This is a genomic window from Pseudomonas farris (assembly GCF_019145235.1).
GTDB lineage: Bacteria > Pseudomonadota > Gammaproteobacteria > Pseudomonadales > Pseudomonadaceae > Aquipseudomonas > Aquipseudomonas farris.
This window is the reverse complement of the sequence record NZ_JAHSTV010000005.1, coordinates 197309-216796: the sequence shown is the minus strand read 5'-3', so window position 1 is coordinate 216796 and position 19488 is coordinate 197309. Positions and strand designations below refer to the sequence as shown.

The following is a 19488-nucleotide window of genomic DNA, read 5'->3' as shown; positions in this document are numbered from 1 at the left end:
TGATGGCCGTGTAAATCGGTATATCGGGTTATAACGATATGGATGGCGCAGTGTTAAGCTGCGCGCATGAACTATCTCGCACATCTGCACCTCGGTGGCCAGCGCCCCGGTCAAATGCTCGGCAGTCTGTATGGTGATTTCGTCAAAGGACGGCTGCAAGGGCAGTTCGATCCGGAGATCGAAGCGGCCATTCAGTTGCACCGCAGCATCGACGTGTTTACCGACCGCCATCCGCTGGTGGACATCGCCTTGTCGCGGTTTTCCCTCACGCGCAGGCGTTACGCCGGGATCGTGCTCGATGTTTTTTTCGACCACTGCCTGGCACGGGACTGGGAGTTGTACGCCGACCGTCCGCTGGCGCAGTTCACTTCGGACGTTTACCGGGTGCTGTCCGCCGAGCCGCAGTTGCCGGAGCGCCTGGCGATGATTGCGCCGCACATGGTGGCCAATGACTGGTTGGGTTCTTACCGGGAATTTGCGGTGCTGGAGCAGGTGCTGCGGGGGATTTCACGCAGGTTGACCCGGCCCGAGGAGTTGGCCGAGGCGATGCAGGAATTGCGACGATTGTATGAGCCGTTGAGCGAGGATTTCCGGTTGTTCTATCCCGAGTTGCAGGCATTCGCTGCGACACCGCGAATTTAATGTGGGAGCGGGCTTGCTCGCGAAGGCTGCTTCACATTCAACACATGTGCTGGCTGTCAAACCGCTTTCGCGAGCAAGCCCGTTCCCACAGGGGATTTGTGTCAGGCCGCGATCGCAGGGCGTAGCGGCTCCTGTTGTGTCTGCGGAATCGCCCCGAACAACGCCTTCTGCACCGCCTGCTGCGCTTCGAACGCCAGCGCCGCGCGTTCCCGGTCCTGGCATTCGATCGGCTTGAGCAGATGAATTTCCACCTCACCCCGATCATTGGCGAATAAGCGCATCAGGTGCGAGAGCAAATCATCATCGCCAATGAACGGTGCCAGGGTATCGAGCTCGCCATCGCGCAAATAACGAATCGCCACCGGTTGCAACGCCACTTCGGAATCGATCGCCGCTGACAGCAAACGACCATGAAATGTGCGCAGCGAGCGGCCATCAGTGGTGGTGCCTTCGGGGAACATCAGCAGCGGATGTTCCTGCTCCAGATGGCGGGTCATTTGTTTACGGATTAACTGACTGTCGCCTGAACCACGGCGAATGAACAGGCTGCCGGCCTTGGCCGCCAACCAGCCCGCCACCGGCCAGGTGCGCACTTCGGCCTTGGACAGGAACGACAGCGGTGTGAGCATGCCCAGCAACGGAATGTCGGTCCAGGACACGTGATTGCTGACCCAGAGCATCGGCGCCTTCGGCAATTCACCATGCACGGTTACGCGAAAGGGCAGGGCATTGCTCAGCCGCGCCATGAAAAAACGCGACCAGCGCTGGCGACGGACCATCGAATGGGCAATCCCCAGTCGCTCGAACAACCCGAACACACTGGCCATGGTCAAGCCCAGCGTCACCACCAAAAGCACTCGCGCAATTCGCGCGTACACCCGCAAGCGGCTCATTACACAGCCGCCTTGAAGTGCTTGGCATAACGCGGGCAGAGCTCGTCGCGCTTGAGCAGGATGAACACGTCGGCCACCTGGAAGTCTTCGTCCCAGCACGGCTCGCCGCAGATTTTTGCGCCCAGGCGCATGTAGGCCTTGAGCAGCGGCGGCATTTCGGCGATGACGTTGGACGGAATATCCAGCGTCGGCAGTGGTTTTTTCGGCTCGGCCCGCAGGTGTTCGGTGCACAGGTAGCGTTCGCGCAGGCGCTGCATGATCGCGTGGGCCTGAATGCCGCCGTCCTGCATCGGAATGCTCGCGCACCCCATCAAATAGCTGTAGCCGCCCTGGTTCAGCACTTCGGCCAGTTCACCCCAGAGCACGGCGATAGTGCCGCCGTTGCGGTAGGCCGGGTCGACGCAGGTGCGACCGATTTCCAGGATCGGGCCTTTCAGATGGACCAGACCATGCAGACTGAATTCTTCTTCGCTGTAGAACTTGCCCAGACTGCTGGCCGCTGTGTGGTCGAGCAAACGAGTAGTCGCCACCAGGCGCCCGGTGTTCAAGTCACGCACGCCGATGTGGGCGCAGTGAACATCATAGTCATCCATGTCCAGACCCAGCTCCGCGCCTTTCAGCTTGGCGTTGAATTCGCCGCTGAACACGTTGAAGCGCAAGGCCTGGGCTTCCTGCAACGCCTCGGCGCCCACCAGGCGTTCGGCTTGCAGGCGGCGTTCATTGCCGGTGTCGCTGATGCGGGCGATCTGAGTCATTGTGAGTCTCCGTACGGGCTGGCCACCCGTCTTGGGTTGCAGCCGATCGACTTTCTTTATGCAGCCGTGTTGTGCAAAGTCAGGCTATGTAGCCCCGGTGTCATCGCCATGAAGCTTTGGTGATGCTTATATGACAGCCCACAAGGAGCCTCTTATGCCCTGGCAAACCCTGTTGAAACGCCGCGATCGTCTGCCCACCAACCCGGACCTGGGCGAAGGCTTCGCAGCCTTGTTGCAACAATTGGGCACGGTGTCGCCGTTCGAATTGGCGGTGGCCGGCGGACGGCTGATGGCGACGCCAGGGCTGGCATTTCTGGTGGGTTATCAGGCGGCGTTGCGCATGCTCTGGCCGAGCGCGCCGCTGAGCCTCGGCGCGTTGTGCGCGACCGAACAGCGCAGTTTGCGGGTGGCGGACATGCAGACCCGGCTGCGCGATTTGCGCCTGAGCGGTCGCAAGGATTTCGTCACCGCTGGCGATGCCGCCGACTGGCTATTGGTCGCTGCTCGCAGTGAAGAACCCGGCGAAGTGCCGCGCTTGAACCTTGCGGTGGTTTACCCCGGCGAACCGGGTGTGCGTCTGGAAAAACTCGCGCCGATGCCTCTGATGCCAGACATAAGCCACGGCCGGTTGTTTCTCGACAACGCACTGTGTGAATTGCTCGCAGGGGATGGCTGGGATGCGTACGTCAAACCGTTCCGAACCCTGGAAGACATTTATGTGCTGAGCGCCATGACCGCGTGGCTGTTCGGCGTCGGCCAGGACAGCGACTGGCCGCAAACCTTGCAACTGCGCTTGCTGGCGCTGCTGGCCGGGTGCGCGGAAGTCAGCCGCCAGGCGCCGAACAATCCGGCCGGGCATGTATTGCTGGGCGGGTTATTTGCGCAGTTCGATGGGCTCAAGGCTGAAGTGAATCAGGCCCTGGCCGATGGCCCGCCACAATGGGCGGCGATGTGGCAGCGCGATCAGTCCGTGATGGATTTGGCGGCAGGGGCTCGGGGGAAGCGGTTGGCCAAGGCGTTGGCGGGATCTTCGCTGGGTTGATGGGCCTCTTCGCGAGCAAGCCCGCTCCCACAGTTGATCTGCGGTGTTCACACATTTTGTGCTCACCACAAATCCCCTGTGGGAGCGGGCTTGCTCGCGAAGGCGGCCTCATTGGCAACACAAATCCCAGAACTGTCATCAAGCTCGACTAGGCTCTGCAGGTTCATCCCTCCGAGCACCCCTCATGTTCAAAGGCTTGTCCCTGATTGTCATGCTGCTGCTCAGCCTCGCGGTCCACGCTGAAAACTGGCCAGCCGAGCAATGGCCTCCCGGCCCGAAAGTCACTGGGCCGGCACTTCAGGCCCTGGAGAGTTACGCCTTCCCACCCCGCGACGATGCCACTCACCAAGGCATTCGCACCGATGCCTTGCTGGTGATCCGCGACGGCGAACTCGTCTACGAACGCTACGCCGGACCGACCACTGCCCAAACGCCGCATCTGACCTGGTCGATCAGCAAAAGCCTGATGGCCGCGGTGCTCGGGGTGGCCTATGGCGAAGGGCTGTTCAAACTGCAGGACCCGGCAGTGCGGTTCTATCCTCCACTGGAAAAACATCCCGCCATGACCATGGCCGACCTGCTGCACTGGGCCTCGGGCCTGGACTGGCAGGAAGACTATGAATACGCCCCATTGAAGTCGTCGGTGGTGGCCATGCTTTACACCCGTGGTCACCGCGACATGGCCGCGTTCACCGCCAACCATGACGAGTACGCCAAGCCCGGTCAGGCATTCCGCTACTCCAGCGGCGACAGCAACCTGCTGTCCGCTGCGCTTAAAACCATCGTCGGCCCGACCCGTTATCCTGATTATCCATGGACTGCGCTGTTCGAACCCTTGGGGATTCGCAGTGCGGTTTGGGAAGCGGATGCCACGAGCACGTTTGTCGCATCGTCCTATGCCTACCTCACCGCCCGGGATCTGGCGCGGGTGGGGCTGTTGATGGTGCGCGACGGTCGTTGGCGCGAGCGGCAATTGTTGCCCAAAGATTGGGTCGACTTCAGTCGTGATCCTTACGCTGGCTATCAAGCCAACCAGGATGAAGCAGTGCCCGGCGGTCACTGGTGGCTCAATCGCGCGGTGGATGGCGCGACACAACCTTGGCCCGATGCCCCCGCCGATACCTTCGCCGCGCTGGGCCATTGGGGTCAGGCGATGTACGTGATTCCCAGCGAGAAGCTGGTGATCGTGCGCTACGGCGATGATCGCGATGGCAGTTATCGGCACAACGAATTGCTCAAACTCGCGCTCAGGGCGTTTGCCATGAAGGTGCAGCCATGAGCCGCCGCCGTTTTATTCGTCGTCGGCCGTTCAGCACGCTGTTGCTGGTGCTGCTGATCGCCTTGCTTGGCTGGATCTGGCAGGAGCGAGTGGCGTTATTGGCTTTCCCGGACATCATCAGCGCCTACACCGCCAAGGAATACTGCTCGTGCCGCTATGTGATGAACAATCCTATGGAGTATTGCCAGAGCTATGTGAAGCAGTATTTGCCCACCAGCGGGTTCGTCGATGACGCCGCGAACAAGCGTGTGACGGTTGGTGGTATGGGACGCAGCAATAGCGCTGTTTGGTTTGGTGAACGCCAAGGCTGTCGCCTGCAACCCTGACAGGGTCAGTTTTTTTGTGGCGAGGGAGCTTGCTCCCGCTCGGCTGCGAAGCAGTCGTAATACCAGCGGCCGAGGTCTGACTGGAAGAACTCATTGTCTGATTTTGGGAGCGCTTCGCACTCCAGCGGGAGCAAGCTCCCTCGCCACAAAGGGTGGGTCGGAGTAACAGAAAGTTTGCAACCTGCCTCAGGCCAGTTAAGGTTCGCTCAGGTTTATCTGCCCATGAGTCTCTATGTTCAACCGCTTTGTCTGCAAAACCCTCGCTTTCCTGCTGCTGGCCGGTGTCACCGTGTCGGCCCAGGCCAATTGGTATCTGGACGGCGAGTCCTCGCGGCTGTCTTTCATCAGCACTAAAAACGCCAACATCTCCGAAGTGCAGCGCTTTCTGGTGCTACACGGCAAGGTCGATCCCAAGGGCCTGGCGCAGGTGGAGGTCGAGCTGGAGTCGGTCAACAGCGGCATTCCGTTGCGCGACGAACGCATGCGCAACGAACTGTTCGAGATCCAGACGTTTCCCGAAGCGCTGATCACCACGCAAATCGATTTGCGGCCGATCAACGACCTGGCGCCCGGTGCGCAACTGGAGTTGCGCTTGCCGCTGACCGTCAACCTGCATGGCAAACAACACCAATACAACGCCGAGCTGCTGGCGACCCGTCTCGATGATCGACGCTTCCAGGTGGTGACCCTTGAGCCTTTGGTGATCAGCGCTGAAGATTTCGACCTGGCTCCGGGCCTGGAAAGCTTGCGCAAGGTTGCCGGTTTGTCGGCCATCAGTTTGTCGGTGCCGGTGGGTGCGGTGCTGATTTTCACGGCGCGCTGAGAATGCGCGGCGCAATTTTCCCGTGGCGCGACGGCAACCGCTTTGAACTGCTGATTGATGGCCCGCAGTTTTTTCCGCGAATGCTGGTAGCGATTGCCCGCGCCGAAGAACAAGTCGAACTGGAACTGTACCTGGTGGAGGCGGGAGCCTGCGCCGAGGCCATGGTTCAGGCGCTGGTCCAGGCGGCCGAGCGCGGCGTGCGGGTGCGCTGCCTGTTCGATGACTATGGCAGCCTGGCGTTCACCCTGACCTTGCGTCAGCGCCTGATCGCCGCCGGTGTCGAGTTGCGTTTCTACAATCGTCTGAGCTGGCGCCGTTGGGTGGGCAACTTTTATCGCGATCACCGCAAGCTGCTGCTGGTGGATCAATGCCTGGCGGTGGTCGGTGGTACCGGGGTCACCGATGAGTTCTGGACACCGGGTGAAGACACCAGCGAATGGCACGAAGTGATGGTGGAAATCGGCGGCCCGTTGGTGCTCGACTGGCAGTTGCTGTTCGATCGCCAATGGATCGCCAACCGCCATCGGCGCGCCTGGAAACCCACTGCGCACTTCGGTTTGCCGCGCTTGCCGCGAGTGCCGGCCATGGGCGAGGGCATGGGCCGGGTCGCCTATGCCGACGCCCGCCAACACCGCGATATTCTGCAATCGCTGGTTCGCGCGCTGAACAGTGGCCAACGCCGAATCTGGCTGGCCACGCCGTATTTTCTGCCGACCTGGAAGGTCCGCCGCTCACTGCGCCGGGCGGCAGCTCGTGGCGTCGATGTGCGGCTGCTGCTGACCGGGCCGCGCACCGATCACCCATCGGTGCGCTACGCCGGGCATCGCTACTACCCGCGTCTGCTCAGGTCCGGGGTGAAAATCTTCGAGTACCAGCCGTGTTTCCTGCACCTGAAAATGGTGTTGATCGATGACTGGGTAAGCATCGGCTCATGCAACTTCGATCACTGGAATCTGCGTTTCAATCTGGAAGCCAACCTCGAAGCCCTGGACCCCGGACTGACCCGGGCGGTGGCGGCGAGTTTCGAAAATGACTTTGCCCTGAGCCAGGAAGTCAGCCTCGAAGCATGGAAACGCCGACCGTTGTGGCGGCGGGTCAAGCAGAGGGTGTGGGGATGGGTGGATCGGCTGGTGGTGAATTTGCTGGATCGACGGGGCTGAATACATTCCTCCAAACACCCTGACCTAATGTGGGAGCGGGCTTGCTCGCGAAAGCGGTCTGACATTCAGCATCTTTGTTGAATGTTAAGCCGTCTTCGCGAGCAAGCCCGCTCCCACATTTGTTTTGCGGTGTGTCAGGGGTTACAGCAACTCAAAGCTCTGCTGCGTCACGTCCTGGGAGTCCAGGCCGATCTGCACGTTGAACTTGCCCGGTTCTGCGGCGTACTTGAGCTGGGCGTTGTAGAACTTCAGGTCATCCTCGGTGATGGTGAAGTGCACGACTTTCTGTTCGCCGGCCTTGACCAATACTTTCTGGAAGTTCTTGAGTTCCTTGACCGGGCGGATCATCGAGCCGGTCACGTCCTGGATGTACAGCTGCACCACAGTTTCGCCGTCACGCTTGCCGGTGTTCTTCACCACGACGCTGGCGTCGAGCTTGCCAGTCTTGTTCAGTGTGGTCGACGACAGCGCCATGTCAGTCAGGCTGAACTGGGTGTAGCTCAGACCGAAGCCGAACGGGAACAGCGGTCCGGTGGTGTCTTCGAAATACTGCGAGGTGTAGTTGCCCGGTTTGCCCGGTGTGAACGGCCGGCCAATGCTCAGGTGGTTGTAGTAGGTCGGAATCTGACCCACCGAGCGCGGGATGGTGATCGGCAGTTTGCCCGACGGGTTGTAGTCGCCGAATAGCACGTCAGCGATGGCGTTGCCGCCTTCGGTGCCGCTGAACCAGGTTTCCAGAATCGCGTCAGCCTGCTCGTTCTCTTCGAGAATCGACAGCGGACGGCCATTCATCAACACCAGCACCAGCGGTTTGCCGGTGGCTTTCAACGCCCTGATCAGCTCGCGCTGGGCGGCCGGGATGTTGAGGTCGGTGCGGCTCGACGATTCGTGGGACATGCCACGGGATTCGCCCACCGCTGCCACCACCACATCCGCTTGCTTGGCAGCCTTGACCGCTTCATCGATCAACACATTGGCCGAGCGCGGATCATCCACCACTTCCGGTGCATCGAAGTTGAGGAAGTTCAGGTAATCGAGGATTTTCTTGTCGCTGGTGATGTTCGCGCCACGGGCGTAGATCAGCGTCGACTGCGCGCCAAGCGCATTGGTCATGCCGTCGAACAAGGTCACCGATTGCTCGGGACGGCCAGCAGCGGCCCAACTGCCCATCATGTCGATCGGCGCCTTGGCCAGTGGACCGACCAGAGCGATTTTCGCGGTTTTCTTCAACGGCAGGGTTTCGCCCTGGTTCTTCAGCAACACCAGGCTGCGGCGCGCAACATCACGGGCCTCGGCGCGGTGCAGGCGGCTTTCGGCATAGGTGTCGGCCGGGTCATCCTCGGCCTTGCCGATGCGCAGGTACGGGTCTTTGAACAGGCCCATGTCGTACTTGGCGGCGAGCACTTCACGCACGGCGTTGTCGATGTCTTTCTGTTCGATCTCACCGGCCTTCAACAGCACTGGCAATTCCTTGCCATAGAGGGTGTCGTTCATGCTCATGTCGATGCCGGCCTTGATCGCCAGCTTCGCGGCTTCGCGACCGTCAGCGGCGACGCCGTGCTTGATCAGCTCGAAAATTGCCCCGTGATCACTGACCGCCAGGCCCTTGAAGCCCCATTCCTTGCGCAGCAGGTCGTTCATCAGCCAGGTGTTGGCGGTGGCCGGCACGCCGTTGATCGAGTTCAGCGCAACCATCACCCCGCCGGCACCGGCGTCAATCGCCGCGCGGTATGGCGGCAGGTAATCCTGGTACATCTTGACCGGGCTCATGTCGACGACGTTGTAGTCGCGACCGCCCTCGACCGCGCCGTACAAGGCAAAATGCTTGACGCTGGCCATGATGCTGTCGGCCGCGTTCGCACCGGTGCCCTGGAACGCCCTGACCATTACGCCAGCGATTCGCGAAACCAGATAAGTGTCTTCGCCGAAGCCTTCGGACGTGCGGCCCCAGCGTGGGTCGCGGGAGATATCGACCATCGGCGCGAAGGTGATGTCGAGGCTGTCAGCCGCCGCTTCCTGGGCGGCGATGCGCCCGGAGCGACCAATGGCGTCCATGTCCCAGCTCGAGGCCAGGGCCAGCGGAATCGGGAAAATGGTGCGGTGGCCGTGGATCACGTCATAGGCGAAGAACATCGGGATCTTCAACCGGCTGCGCATGGCCGCGTCCTGCATCGGACGGTTTTCGGCGCGGGTGATCGAGTTGAAGGTGCCGCCGATATTGCCGGCAGCGATCTCCTTGCGGATCATCTCCCGAGGCATTTCCGGACCGATGCTGATCAGGCGCAACTGGCCGATCTTTTCATCGAGGGTCATTTGCTTCATCAGGTGGCTGATGAAGGCGTCCTTGTTCTCTATAGGTGCGGGCGTCGTGGCGGCCAATACGGTATGACTGGCCAGGCTGACGAACAGGCCCAGCAAACACAGCTTCTTCATGAATTGTTTTCTCAAAAGCCTAAACGGCAGTGAATACACGCCGGTCAGCCAAAATTTGGGGAGCGACTATTGTTGTTCAGGTAAATGCAGCACACTTCTGCAGAGTCTCAGTGCTGGGCATCTTTTAGCCCATTGGCTCGATGCAATCCAGTAGCGGCGCAGATTATGCCCCAAGAGTCGGGTCAGAGTTCGCAGGTTGTTTCATCAACGGAATGTGCAAGGGAGCATCAACCAGATGAATGTACGACACCATTATCGGTCGAGCCTGCAGGTTGCAGCCTTGATGTGGCTGACAACACTACTGACCGGCTGCGGCATCAACAATATCCCGACCCTCGACGAACAAGCCAAGGGCGCCTGGGGCCAGGTGCAGAACCAGTACCAGCGTCGCGCCGACCTGATTCCCAACCTGGTGGAAACCGTCAAGGGGTATGCCCAGCATGAGCAAGAAACCCTGACCGCGGTGATCGAAGCCCGCGCCAAGGCCACCTCGATTCAGGTGGATGCCAGCACGCTGGATAATCCGGAAAAACTCAAACAGTACGAGCAGGCGCAGAATCAGCTGACCGGCGCGCTGAGTCGGTTGATGGTGGTGTCCGAGCGCTACCCGGACCTCAAGGCCAACCAGAACTTCCTGGCACTGCAATCGCAACTTGAAGGCACCGAGAACCGCATCGCCGTGGCGCGTCGCGATTTCATCCTGGCGGTGCAGAAATACAATACCGAGATCCGCACCTTCCCCGGTCGCCTGTGGCACACCGTGATGTATAGCGATCTGCCAATCCGCGAAACTTTCGAGGCAACCAGCCCCGGTGCCGAGAAAGCGCCTGAAGTGAAGTTCCAGTAAGCGCCGGAACGGGCTTGAAGCGTCACCAAGGATGAGGTTGCCAATGCGCGTGTTGAAAGTGGGCCTGGTGCTGGTGTTCTGGGTGTTTGCCCTGGCGGCCCAGGCCGAGTTGAAGTTCCCGGAATTGACCGGGCGGGTGGTGGACAACGCCCAGATGATCGAGCCTGCGGTGCGCGAGCAACTGACGCAACAGCTCAACGCCCATGAAAAAACCACTGGCGAGCAGTTGGTGGTGGTCACGTTGCCGGACTTGCAGGGCACCGACATCGCGGATTTCGGTTATCAGTTGGGGCGCTACTGGGGCATCGGCCAGAAGGATAAGAACAACGGCGCATTGCTGATCGTCGCCCGTGACGAGCGCAAGCTGCGGATCGAAGTCGGTTATGGCCTGGAAGGTCGCCTGACCGATGCGCAGAGTTCGGTGATCATCCATCAGGTGATCACGCCCGCGTTCAAGGCGGGCAACTTCAGCAAAGGCATCAGCGACGGCATTGCGGCGATGCTGGTGGTGCTGGGCGGCAATCCGCTGGACGAACCGTCGACAGTGTATGAACCGCGTGGCGATCAGGAGAGTGATTTCGTTGAGCGGCATCCGGGGTTGTTCGTGTTACTGGTATTGCTGTTTATCCTGACGATCTTCGTCGGCCAGATGTTCGGTATTCTGCCAAGCAGCGGTGGCCGTGGCGGCTCGGGAGGCGGATTCGGCGGCGGAGGTTTTGGCGGCGGTGGCGGCGGGGGCTTTAGCGGCGGCGGGGGCAGTTTCGGGGGCGGCGGTTCGTCGGGCGGCTGGTGATCACACTGCAGGTAAAAACAACAATAGCGAGCAGGCATTCATAAACATGGCATTACTGACTGAACACGAACAACGCAAAGTCGCCGAGGCAATTGCCCGGGTCGAGCGCGACACCGACGCCGAACTGGTGACGGTGCTTGCGGCCCGCGCCGACGATTACGCGTATATCCCGTTGCTTTGGGCCAGTCTGCTGGCGCTGGTGGTGCCGGGTATCGTGCATTACCTGACGGGCTGGCTGACCATGCACAGCCTGTTGCTGGTGCAATGGCTTAGCTTCATCGTGTTGTGCCTGGTGTTCCGGATCCCCAAAGTCACCACGCGCCTGATCCCGCGCACGGTTCGTCACTGGCGCGCGTCAAACCTGGCGCGCCGGCAGTTCCTGGAGCAAAACCTGCACCACACCGTGGGCAGCACCGGCATGCTGATTTTCGTCTCCGAGGCCGAACGCTATGTGGAGATTCTGGTGGATGAAGGCATTTCCAAACGGCTGGACAACAAGAACTGGGACGCGATTGTGGCGGCGTTTACGCAGCAGGTGAAACAGGGGCAGACATTGCAGGGGTTTGTGACGTGCATCGAGGCCTGCGGCGAGTTGCTCAAAGTGCATGTGCCGGTGACCCATGTGAGGAATGAGTTGCCGAATCGGTTGGTGGTGTTGGGCTAAATCAAAAGATCGCAGCCTTCGGCAGCTCCTACATGCTTTTGTGGCGAGGGGGCTTGCCCCCGTTCGGCGGCGAAGCAGTCGTCGAACCAGAAAACTCGGTGTGACTGAAGATACATAGGGGCCGCTTCGCAGCCCAACGGGGGCAAGCCCCCTCGCCACAAAGAGCTCGCTAGCCTCAGGATTCGCACCGTTCAGCAAATAACTGCGTGTCCCGAACGGCCATCCCCCCTAAAATACCCGTCATTCCCCGATTCGCACCGCCCGAGGCCGTTTTTTCCCATGTCTGTCACCGCCACTCCCGCCAGCCTCGCGCCGGATCATCACGCCCAGTTCATCGACCTGCTGCAAACGAGCCTCGATCAGAACGCCTTCATCAAACTGGTGCTGGCCAAGTACGTCGGTGGCGAAGCGGATTTGCAGCGGCTGATCATCAAGCAGCTGACGGTCAAGGATCAGCCTTGCCTGTCCTTCGTCTATCGCTACAAAACCCGCGACATCACCAAGAACCTGCCAATTGCCGAAGGCATGGCGACCATCGCTGCACTGTTGCCGGCCTCGTTCAAAAATGCGCATTTACTGTCATTGACCGACGAAGCCCAGCTCGAATACAGCAAAAAAGGCAAATCTTCGCTGTTCAAGAGCAAACCTCAACAATTGCGCGAAGTGCCGTCCGCCGAGCATAACCGCGAGAAAAACCGTTTTCTCGACCTGAGCCGGCCGTTTCTCAAAGACCTTGGCGTGACCAACGCGCAGCATGAGCTGATCCCGGCGATGTCACGCAAGTGGAAGCAGATCAACAAGTTCATCGAAGTCTTCAGCCATGCGCTGACCTCGTCGCCGCTGGCGCTGGACAAACCCGTGCGGGTGGCGGATTTCGGTTCGGGCAAGGGTTACCTGACGTTCGCGATCCATGACTACCTGCGCAACACGTTGAAGGCCGAGGGCGAGGTGACCGGCGTCGAGCTGCGCGAAGACATGGTCAACCTGTGCAACACCGCCGCTGCGAAGCTGGAGCATCCGGGGCTGGTGTTCAAATGCGGTGACGTGCGCAGCGTCGCGCCGAGCGAGCTGGACGTGATGATCGCGCTGCATGCTTGCGACATCGCCACCGACTATGCGATTCACACCGGCATTCGTTCCGGCGCTTCGATCATCATGTGCTCACCGTGCTGCCACAAGCAGATCCGCCTGCAGATCCAGAGCCCGGTGCTGCTCAAGCCGATGTTGCAATACGGCCTGCACCTGGGCCAGCAGGCGGAAATGGTTACCGACAGTTTGCGTGCGTTGTTTCTGGAAGCCTGTGGTTACGAGACCAAGGTCTTTGAGTTCATCTCACTGGACCACACCAACAAGAACAAGATGATCCTGGCGGTCAAACGCGCCGAACCGGTGGACCCGGCTCAGCTGTTGGTGAAGATTCAGGAACTGAAGGACTTCTACCACATCAGCGAACATTGCCTGGAAACATTGCTGCGGGCTGACGGTTACCTCTGATCCTGTGGGAGCGGGCTTGCTCGCGAAAGAGGTTTGACATTCAACATCTTCGTTGAATATTAAGCCCCCTTCGCGAGCAAGCCCGCTCCCACATTTGATTTGACTGCCGTCTTGCGCCCCAACATCACCGTCACGATCACCCCGGCCGCGAACAGCCAGGTAATCGGCTCGACATGCTCACCGAAGAACAACGCCGAAAACGCGATCGTGAAGAAGATCTGCAGTAACTGGATCTGGCTGACCCGGGCAATGCCACCCATGGCCAACCCGGCGTACCAGGCAAAGAACCCGATGAACTGTGAAAACAGCGAGACGTAACCAAACGCCCACCAGGTTTTGGCCGAAATTTCGCCTTGATGTTGCAGCGCCAGGTACAGCACCGGTCCGATCAGCAGCGGCGTCGACAGCACCAGTGCCCAGCAGATCACCTGCCAGCCGCCCATCTCCTTGGCCAACCGGCCGCCTTCGGCATAACCCAGGCCACCCACGGCAATCGCGCCGAGCATCAGCAAATCACCGGCCTGAATGCTGCCCGCGCCGCTGATCAATGCATAACCGAGCACCAACGCACTGCCCAACGCCGCGCAGGCCCAGAAGGCTTTCGATGGTCGCTCATGAGACAGCCACGCGGCATACAGCGCCACGCACAGCGGTTGCAAGCCGTTGACCAGTGCTCCATGAGAGGCGGGCAAGGTCTGCATGGCCCAAGCCGACAGCACCGGGAAACCAAGGATGACCCCGGCGATCACCAGCGTCAGGCCTTTTATCTGTTTCCACGTGGGCCATTTTTCACGGTGCCACAGCAATAGCAACGCTGCCGGAATCGCCGCGAACAGCGCACGGCCGAGGCCGTTGAGCAGGGGATGAAGTTCCTGCACGACGATCCGTGTGAAGGGCAGGGTCAGGCTGAAGATAACGACGCCGAGCAGGCCGAGGGCCATGCCGATGTTTTCGCGCGAGGACATGATGGCAACCAGAATCGAGGGTGGCGGGAAGAGTCTTCATCTAGCCACAAACGCTGGGTATGCCGCTGTTACAGCTAGGCGCAAAGATAGGCGTACAGTTTGCGGACGCTTTCGCGGGCAAGCCCGCTCCCACAGGTCTTGTGCCGTTCTTGCGGCAGATGCAAAACCTGTGGGAGCGTGGCTTGCCCGCGAAGAACGATAACGCGGTCCATCAGGTAGTAGCTGGTTATTACCCACCCCGCCGGATAAGGACTACCTTGAATACTCCTGCATGCCCACGCATTTCCCAGAGGAGTCCTCCCCATGGCGGCTAAAAAAATTCTGATGCTGGTCGGCGATTACGTCGAAGACTACGAAGTGATGGTGCCGTTCCAGGCACTGCTGATGGTCGGCCACACGGTGCATGCCGTTTGCCCGGACAAAACCGCCGGCCAGACCGTGCGCACAGCGATCCATGACTTCGAAGGCGACCAGACCTACAGCGAAAAACCCGGTCACCTGTTTGCCCTGAACTTCGATTTCGCCAAGGTAGAGGCGGCGGACTATGACGCGCTGCTGGTGCCGGGCGGTCGTGCGCCGGAGTACCTGCGCCTGAACGAAAAAGTCCTGGACCTGGTGCGAGCGTTCGACAAGGCTGGCAAACCTATCGCCGCGGTGTGTCACGGTGCGCAACTGTTGGCCGCGGCAGGCATTCTTGAAGGCCGCGAGTGCAGCGCCTATCCGGCATGTGCTCCGGAAGTGCGCCTGGCTGGCGGCACGTTCATCGATATCCCGGTGACGGAAGGTCACGTTCAAGGCAATCTGGCCACTGCACCGGCCTGGCCGGCGCATCCGAGCTGGCTGGCCGGTTTCCTCGGGTTGCTGGGCACCAAAATCACGCTGTAACGAGGGACCTGTCCATGTGCGAGCTCTACGTCAAGGCCGATCCGATTCTCTACGAGTCGCGCTCCCGCTCGCTGCGCATCTGCGGGGTGGTGACCACCCTGCGGCTGGAGAATCAGTTCTGGGACATCCTCAGCGAAATCGCCGAGGTCGACGGCATGACCACCAATCAGTTGATCGCCAAGCTGTATGAAGAGGTGATGGACTACCGCGGCGAAGTGGTGAATTTCGCCTCGTTCTTGCGGGTTAGCTGTATGCGCTACCTGAGCCAGAGACGGGTGCAGACACCTGAGTTATCAGTAGTGCGGGCTGCGGTGAAATAGCGAGGTGTTGTGGTGGCTTTGCCGGCCTCATCGCGAGCAGGCTCGCTCCCACAATGGATTGATGTACACAATCTCACTGTGGGAGCGAGCCTGCTCGCGATGGCGGCGGTACAGGCGACAGAAGCAGCAAGCTGGTCTTTACTCTGAAGCGCGAAACCTCTCAATCGCCAAGGAGAAAAAGCATGTCTGGATGGTACGAAGTGAGCAAAACCAGCAACGGTCAGTTCAAGTTTGTGTTGAAAGCGGCCAATGCCGAAACCATTCTGACCAGTGAGCTGTATACCTCTCGCGGTGCGGCCGATGGCGGTATCGCCTCGGTTCAGGCCAACAGTCCGCTGGACGAACGCTACGAGAAAAAAACCACCAAGGACGGTCATCCTTACTTCAACCTGAAGGCCGGTAACCACGAGATCATCGGCAGCAGCGAATCCTACTCATCGGACGCCGCGAGGGATAAAGGCATCGCCAGCGTCAAAGCCAACGGCCCGACCACGGTGATCAAGGACAAGACCTTGCCGGTGCTCTAAACACACCGCTTGATAAGTCCAATACACATCCCCTGTGGGAGCGGGCTTGCTCGCGAAAGCGGTCTGACATTCAGTATCTTCATTGAATGTTAAGCCCCCTTCGCGAGCAAGCCCGCTCCCACATAGGTTCGGCGGGCGCCGCTAAACCTCGACCGGTACGGTCAGCTTGGGACTACCGAGCGCATGCGTCTTCGAATCAAAAAAACGCAGCTCCACTCCCGTCCCCTCAAACACCTTCGTGTAATGTCGCTTCTGATGCTGGATGAACGCTTTACTGCGCGGGTAAATCGAGATCGCCGCTGTCTTCGGCTTCGCCTGGCGCAATGCATGAATGATGTGACTGTCCTGCTCGCCAAGGGCGTGTCCGAAGATGCACAGCCCATCGCCATGGCCCAGTAACTGGTCGTAGCAGAACGACAGGTAATCCGAGCTGCGAATGGTTTTGAGCTTGTCCTGGGTCGGACCTTCGGTGACGAACAGCGGCACGTCATCGAGGGTCTTGATCGTATTGTTGATGGCGAAACTGCCCAGCAACGTACCTTCGGTCGACATCAATTTGCGCGCTGTGCCGTCCTGATTGCGCACCAGATGCAGGCCGCCGTGCAGGTACAGCAGCCGGGTTTTGTCTGTCGCGGTGATGCTCAGATCAAAGCGCGGCTCGGTGCCTTGAAACAGATCGGTAATAGCGTCAGGCCGGTGCTGGATTGCCCAGTAGTTGAGCAAGTCGTAATTGGTGGTGAACACCGTTCGATAGCTGCCCAGTTCCTGATTGATCGTCGCCAGCGTCGAGGGCACCACCAATCGCCAAGGGATATGCACCGCATGCACGGTGTTGATCAGCGCTTCCTTGATCGCGTAATAGCGGTTGCGCGGCGCGGCAGAGCTGACGGCCAACGCCTTGTTGACCCGGCTGGTGGTTTTCAGCGCCCCAAGCACTTGTTCGAAACTGCGCGTTTGCATCGCGTCGAACACGCTCAGTTCGGATTGGCTCAGAGGCTTTTCTTCAACCGTGCGGGCGTTTTCGAACAGCGAGTCATAGCCGAAGTCGTCCCATACCGCACGACTGGCACCGTTACCCACCAGCAGGCCGCCGAAAGAGGCGGTGGTGCGCAAGGCGTTCCAGTCTTCAAGTTGGGCATCGACATCCTGGAAATCGGTCATTGCGTTCGTTGTCTCAAAGCAAAAGGTCTGATGGACGGCGACTTTATCACGACCCGGACTTGAGCCAGATCAAGTTACCGCGCGACTAATGGGTCGATCCTGTGCGCACCCGCCGGATCGGTGCTGTTGATTCGGCTTCAGCCAGGAGACTCGCGCATGAGCAGTACGTTTTTCATCCCCGCTGTGAACATCATGGGCACCGGTTGCCTCGACGAAGCCATGGACGCCATTCGCAAGTATGGTTTTCGCAAGGCGCTGATCGTCACCGACACCGGGCTGGCCAAGGCTGGCGTGGCAACGATGATTGCCGAGAAACTGGCGATCCAGGACATCGACTCGGTGATCTTCGACGGCGCCAAGCCGAATCCGAGCATCGCCAACGTCGAACTTGGCCTGGGCCTGCTCAAGGAAAGTCGCTGTGATTTCGTGGTGTCGCTGGGCGGCGGTTCGCCTCACGACTGCGCCAAGGGCATCGCGTTGTGCGCCACAAACGGTGGGACAATTCGTGACTACGAAGGTGTCGATCAGTCGGCCAAACCGCAAATGCCGTTGATCGCGATCAACACCACCGCCGGTACCGCCAGCGAGATGACCCGTTTTTGCATCATCACCGACGAGTCCCGTCACGTGAAAATGGCCATCGTCGATCGCAACGTCACACCGCTGCTGTCAGTCAACGATCCGGCGCTGATGGTCGCCATGCCCAAGAGCCTGACGGCCGCCACTGGCATGGACGCTCTGACCCACGCCATCGAAGCCTACGTCTCCACGGCGGCCAACCCGATTACCGATGCCTGTGCGCTGAAAGCCATCACTTTGATCAGCAATAACCTGCGTCTGGCCGTACGCGACGGCAGTGACATGATCGCGCGGGAAAACATGGCTTACGCGCAGTTCATGGCGGGTATGGCGTTCAACAACGCGTCCCTTGGCTACGTTCACGCAATGGCCCACCAGTTGGGCGGTTTCTACGACTTGCCCCATGGCGTGTGCAATGCGGTGTTGCTGCCTCATGTGCAAAGTTTCAACGCGCTGGTCTGCGCCGACCGCCTGACCGATGTTGCCCGCGCGATGGGCGCCGACATTCGCGGGTTCAGCCCGGAAGAGGGCGCTCAGGCAGCCATCGCGGCCATTCGCAACCTGGCCAAGGACGTGGAAATCCCCGCCGGTTTACGCGAGCTCGGTGCCCGGCTCAACGACATTCCGGTGCTTGCCACCAATGCCTTGAAAGACGCCTGTGGACTGACCAATCCACGGAAGGCGGATCAGCGGCAGATCGAGGAGATTTTCCGCAACGCGTTCTAAGTGGTTCGACGGCCGGGCGCGAACACTACGCAAAGCAGCGCGCCCACGGCCAGCAAGGTGCATAACAGCGACAATGGCCATGCCTGCTGGCTCGCTATCAGGCTGGCGATACCGCCGATAGTGGCGGCCATCAGTTGGTGAATGAAACCGCTCAATGCCATCGCATAAGCACCGCCAACCGGCGAACCTTCGTTGGCCAGGGACAGGCTGATCGGGTAATTCAGCGACTGGCCAAACACCGCAAAACAATAGGGCAACCAGAACAGCAGCGCTATCGACGTACCGGCGATGCTACCCAGCAACATGACTGCGCAGCCCGCCAGTACCAGCCCAACGCCTGCCGTCATCAGATGGCGCTGACCGGTGCGCAACACAAAGCGATTGACCGCCACAGCCCCGAGAAAATAGGCCGCGCTGATTGGCCAACCCAACAATCCGTATTCCACTGCCGACCAGTTGAAGGGGCCTTGCAGAATCAACGGCGCCGCGGTGTTGAATGCGACGATCACCCCGTACCCCACGCCGCCGACAAGGGCCGGCAACAGGAAGCCCCGATGACCCAGAATGTGCCAGTAACTCGTCCAGGCGGATGACAGTGTGTTCTCTGCTGCCAGCACCGGGAACGTGAGTCGGGCCACCACCACCGCCATCGACAGGCTTACGCCACCCAACAAGTAGAAGATCATCGGCCAACCCAGCGCCACCTGGATAATCGACCCCAGGTATTGGCCGATACCCAGCGCCACCACAAAGGAAATCGATATCCAGGACAATGCCTTGGCCAGCAGGTCGCCGTGAAAGCTGTCGCGGATCAGCACTCGGGCCATGACCGAAATTCCGCTGGCGCCTACACCCTGAATCAGTCGAAAAAACAGGAATGACTCCAGCGTCTGGCCCAGCGGCAGGGCCAGGTTGCCCACCCCATAGATACCGAGTGCCGCGAGCAGCACCGGTTTGCGGCCAATGCGCTGACCGAGGCTGCCCCAGAACAGCATCGGCAGCGCCATGCCTATCAGATACACCGCCAGCCCCCATGAAACCTGCGAGGCATCGGCGGTTAAATCCCGGGCAATTTCCGGCAGCGCCGACAGATAAATGCTCATGCCCAATTGAGCGAGAAAAACCGTGCAGCAGGTGATGAGGAGGGTGGTGCTGCTCTTCATTTGATCTTCCC

The 19488-nt window shown here is 60.0% G+C and carries 20 protein-coding genes; 14 read left to right on the top strand and 6 right to left on the bottom strand.

Annotation, left to right across the window (positions count from 1 at the left end):
* Nucleotides 1-66: 66 nt before the first annotated feature.
* Nucleotides 67-642, top strand: a complete 576-nt coding sequence (locus KVG95_RS12320; RefSeq protein WP_048393969.1) for an acyl carrier protein phosphodiesterase — start codon at nt 67-69, stop codon at nt 640-642.
* Between the two features lie 101 nt (nt 643-743).
* On the opposite strand, the gene KVG95_RS12315 is transcribed toward KVG95_RS12320, so the two are convergent.
* Nucleotides 744-1535, bottom strand: a complete 792-nt coding sequence (locus tag KVG95_RS12315; protein WP_217856653.1) for a lysophospholipid acyltransferase family protein — start codon at nt 1533-1535, stop codon at nt 744-746.
* Entirely contained in the window at nt 1535-2290 is a 756-nt protein-coding gene (gene olsB, locus KVG95_RS12310) for an L-ornithine N(alpha)-acyltransferase (protein WP_007903792.1), read from the bottom strand. The genes KVG95_RS12315 and olsB overlap by 1 nt, the downstream gene beginning before the upstream one ends.
* Nucleotides 2291-2444: 154 nt before the next feature.
* Here olsB and KVG95_RS12305 point away from each other — a divergent pair, with 154 nt between their 5' ends.
* The 5 genes from KVG95_RS12305 (at nt 2445) to KVG95_RS12285 (ending at nt 6920) form a co-directional block, all read left to right on the top strand.
* Nucleotides 2445-3332 (top strand): acyl-CoA dehydrogenase middle domain-containing protein, encoded by an 888-nt coding sequence (locus tag KVG95_RS12305; RefSeq protein ID WP_217856652.1) that lies wholly within the window; start codon nt 2445-2447, stop codon nt 3330-3332.
* A 184-nt stretch (nt 3333-3516) separates the two neighbouring features.
* Nucleotides 3517-4611 (top strand): serine hydrolase domain-containing protein, encoded by a 1095-nt coding sequence (locus KVG95_RS12300; RefSeq protein ID WP_217856651.1) that lies wholly within the window; start codon nt 3517-3519, stop codon nt 4609-4611.
* A complete protein-coding gene (locus KVG95_RS12295; RefSeq protein ID WP_217856650.1) occupies nt 4608-4937 on the top strand; it encodes an amidase in 330 nt (109 codons plus the stop codon). The genes KVG95_RS12300 and KVG95_RS12295 overlap by 4 nt, the downstream gene beginning before the upstream one ends.
* Nucleotides 4938-5169: 232 nt before the next feature.
* Entirely contained in the window at nt 5170-5760 is a 591-nt protein-coding gene (locus KVG95_RS12290) for a YceI family protein (RefSeq protein WP_217856649.1), read from the top strand.
* 2 nt (nt 5761-5762) lie between these two features.
* The gene (locus tag KVG95_RS12285; RefSeq protein ID WP_201059815.1) at nt 5763-6920 is read left to right on the top strand and encodes a phospholipase D-like domain-containing protein; all 1158 of its coding nucleotides are present in this window, start codon (nt 5763-5765) and stop codon (nt 6918-6920) included.
* Between the two features lie 141 nt (nt 6921-7061).
* On the opposite strand, the gene bglX is transcribed toward KVG95_RS12285, so the two are convergent.
* Nucleotides 7062-9353 carry a beta-glucosidase BglX gene (gene bglX, locus KVG95_RS12280; RefSeq protein WP_217856648.1) on the bottom strand — a complete coding sequence of 764 codons (2292 nt, stop codon included), beginning with the start codon at nt 9351-9353 and terminating at the stop codon, nt 7062-7064.
* 235 nt (nt 9354-9588) lie between these two features.
* Between bglX and KVG95_RS12275 the strand changes: the two genes are divergently transcribed.
* The 4 genes from KVG95_RS12275 to KVG95_RS12260 all read left to right on the top strand — a co-directional run bounded on the left by KVG95_RS12275 (nt 9589) and on the right by KVG95_RS12260 (nt 13151).
* Nucleotides 9589-10200, top strand: coding sequence for a LemA family protein (locus KVG95_RS12275; RefSeq protein ID WP_123719738.1), 612 nt, complete (start codon nt 9589-9591; stop codon nt 10198-10200).
* 43 nt (nt 10201-10243) lie between these two features.
* On the top strand, nt 10244-10993 hold the full coding sequence (locus KVG95_RS12270; protein WP_217856647.1) for a TPM domain-containing protein: 750 nt from the start codon (nt 10244-10246) through the stop codon (nt 10991-10993).
* A 46-nt stretch (nt 10994-11039) separates the two neighbouring features.
* A complete protein-coding gene (locus KVG95_RS12265) occupies nt 11040-11657 on the top strand; it encodes a TPM domain-containing protein (RefSeq protein ID WP_217856646.1) in 618 nt (205 codons plus the stop codon).
* A gap of 279 nt (nt 11658-11936) precedes the next feature.
* The gene (locus KVG95_RS12260; protein WP_217856645.1) at nt 11937-13151 is read left to right on the top strand and encodes a class I SAM-dependent methyltransferase; all 1215 of its coding nucleotides are present in this window, start codon (nt 11937-11939) and stop codon (nt 13149-13151) included.
* A 59-nt stretch (nt 13152-13210) separates the two neighbouring features.
* Here the strand turns inward: KVG95_RS12260 and KVG95_RS12255 are convergent, their stop codons facing one another.
* Nucleotides 13211-14116, bottom strand: coding sequence for a DMT family transporter (locus KVG95_RS12255; RefSeq protein WP_217856644.1), 906 nt, complete (start codon nt 14114-14116; stop codon nt 13211-13213).
* A gap of 303 nt (nt 14117-14419) precedes the next feature.
* On the opposite strand from KVG95_RS12255, the gene KVG95_RS12250 reads away from it, so the two are divergent.
* The 3 genes from KVG95_RS12250 (at nt 14420) to KVG95_RS12240 (ending at nt 15848) form a co-directional block, all read left to right on the top strand.
* Nucleotides 14420-15001 (top strand): DJ-1/PfpI family protein, encoded by a 582-nt coding sequence (locus KVG95_RS12250; protein WP_217856643.1) that lies wholly within the window; start codon nt 14420-14422, stop codon nt 14999-15001.
* A gap of 14 nt (nt 15002-15015) precedes the next feature.
* Complete coding sequence (locus KVG95_RS12245) at nt 15016-15321, top strand: ribbon-helix-helix domain-containing protein (RefSeq protein WP_007903755.1); 306 nt, start codon at nt 15016-15018, stop codon at nt 15319-15321.
* Between the two features lie 182 nt (nt 15322-15503).
* Nucleotides 15504-15848, top strand: coding sequence for a YegP family protein (locus tag KVG95_RS12240; RefSeq protein WP_052964807.1), 345 nt, complete (start codon nt 15504-15506; stop codon nt 15846-15848).
* 141 nt (nt 15849-15989) lie between these two features.
* Here KVG95_RS12240 and KVG95_RS12235 read toward each other — a convergent pair whose 3' ends face one another.
* Nucleotides 15990-17009, bottom strand: coding sequence for a DUF4917 family protein (locus KVG95_RS12235; RefSeq protein ID WP_217856642.1), 1020 nt, complete (start codon nt 17007-17009; stop codon nt 15990-15992).
* Between the two features lie 156 nt (nt 17010-17165).
* Here KVG95_RS12235 and yiaY point away from each other — a divergent pair, with 156 nt between their 5' ends.
* A complete protein-coding gene (gene yiaY, locus KVG95_RS12230; protein ID WP_217856641.1) occupies nt 17166-18314 on the top strand; it encodes an L-threonine dehydrogenase in 1149 nt (382 codons plus the stop codon).
* Here the strand turns inward: yiaY and KVG95_RS12225 are convergent.
* Nucleotides 18311-19477, bottom strand: coding sequence for an MFS transporter (locus tag KVG95_RS12225; protein WP_217856640.1), 1167 nt, complete (start codon nt 19475-19477; stop codon nt 18311-18313). The two genes, yiaY and KVG95_RS12225, sit on opposite strands and share 4 nt — an antisense overlap.
* Nucleotides 19478-19488: the final 11 nt, after the last annotated feature.

Coding starts and splice junctions, on each gene's coding strand:
- KVG95_RS12250 (WP_217856643.1), top strand. CDS start 14,420: ATGGCGGCTAAAAAAATTCTGATGCTGGTCGGCGATTACGTCGAAGAC.
- KVG95_RS12290 (WP_217856649.1), top strand. CDS start 5,170: ATGTTCAACCGCTTTGTCTGCAAAACCCTCGCTTTCCTGCTGCTGGCC.
- KVG95_RS12240 (WP_052964807.1), top strand. CDS start 15,504: ATGTCTGGATGGTACGAAGTGAGCAAAACCAGCAACGGTCAGTTCAAG.
- bglX (WP_217856648.1), bottom strand. CDS start 9,353: ATGAAGAAGCTGTGTTTGCTGGGCCTGTTCGTCAGCCTGGCCAGTCAT.
- KVG95_RS12275 (WP_123719738.1), top strand. CDS start 9,589: ATGAATGTACGACACCATTATCGGTCGAGCCTGCAGGTTGCAGCCTTG.
- KVG95_RS12245 (WP_007903755.1), top strand. CDS start 15,016: ATGTGCGAGCTCTACGTCAAGGCCGATCCGATTCTCTACGAGTCGCGC.
- KVG95_RS12295 (WP_217856650.1), top strand. CDS start 4,608: ATGAGCCGCCGCCGTTTTATTCGTCGTCGGCCGTTCAGCACGCTGTTG.
- KVG95_RS12305 (WP_217856652.1), top strand. CDS start 2,445: ATGCCCTGGCAAACCCTGTTGAAACGCCGCGATCGTCTGCCCACCAAC.
- KVG95_RS12260 (WP_217856645.1), top strand. CDS start 11,937: ATGTCTGTCACCGCCACTCCCGCCAGCCTCGCGCCGGATCATCACGCC.
- KVG95_RS12300 (WP_217856651.1), top strand. CDS start 3,517: ATGTTCAAAGGCTTGTCCCTGATTGTCATGCTGCTGCTCAGCCTCGCG.
- KVG95_RS12265 (WP_217856646.1), top strand. CDS start 11,040: ATGGCATTACTGACTGAACACGAACAACGCAAAGTCGCCGAGGCAATT.
- olsB (WP_007903792.1), bottom strand. CDS start 2,290: ATGACTCAGATCGCCCGCATCAGCGACACCGGCAATGAACGCCGCCTG.
- KVG95_RS12235 (WP_217856642.1), bottom strand. CDS start 17,009: ATGACCGATTTCCAGGATGTCGATGCCCAACTTGAAGACTGGAACGCC.
- KVG95_RS12315 (WP_217856653.1), bottom strand. CDS start 1,535: ATGAGCCGCTTGCGGGTGTACGCGCGAATTGCGCGAGTGCTTTTGGTG.
- KVG95_RS12320 (WP_048393969.1), top strand. CDS start 67: ATGAACTATCTCGCACATCTGCACCTCGGTGGCCAGCGCCCCGGTCAA.
- KVG95_RS12285 (WP_201059815.1), top strand. CDS start 5,763: ATGCGCGGCGCAATTTTCCCGTGGCGCGACGGCAACCGCTTTGAACTG.
- KVG95_RS12270 (WP_217856647.1), top strand. CDS start 10,244: ATGCGCGTGTTGAAAGTGGGCCTGGTGCTGGTGTTCTGGGTGTTTGCC.
- yiaY (WP_217856641.1), top strand. CDS start 17,166: ATGAGCAGTACGTTTTTCATCCCCGCTGTGAACATCATGGGCACCGGT.
- KVG95_RS12255 (WP_217856644.1), bottom strand. CDS start 14,116: ATGTCCTCGCGCGAAAACATCGGCATGGCCCTCGGCCTGCTCGGCGTC.
- KVG95_RS12225 (WP_217856640.1), bottom strand. CDS start 19,477: ATGAAGAGCAGCACCACCCTCCTCATCACCTGCTGCACGGTTTTTCTC.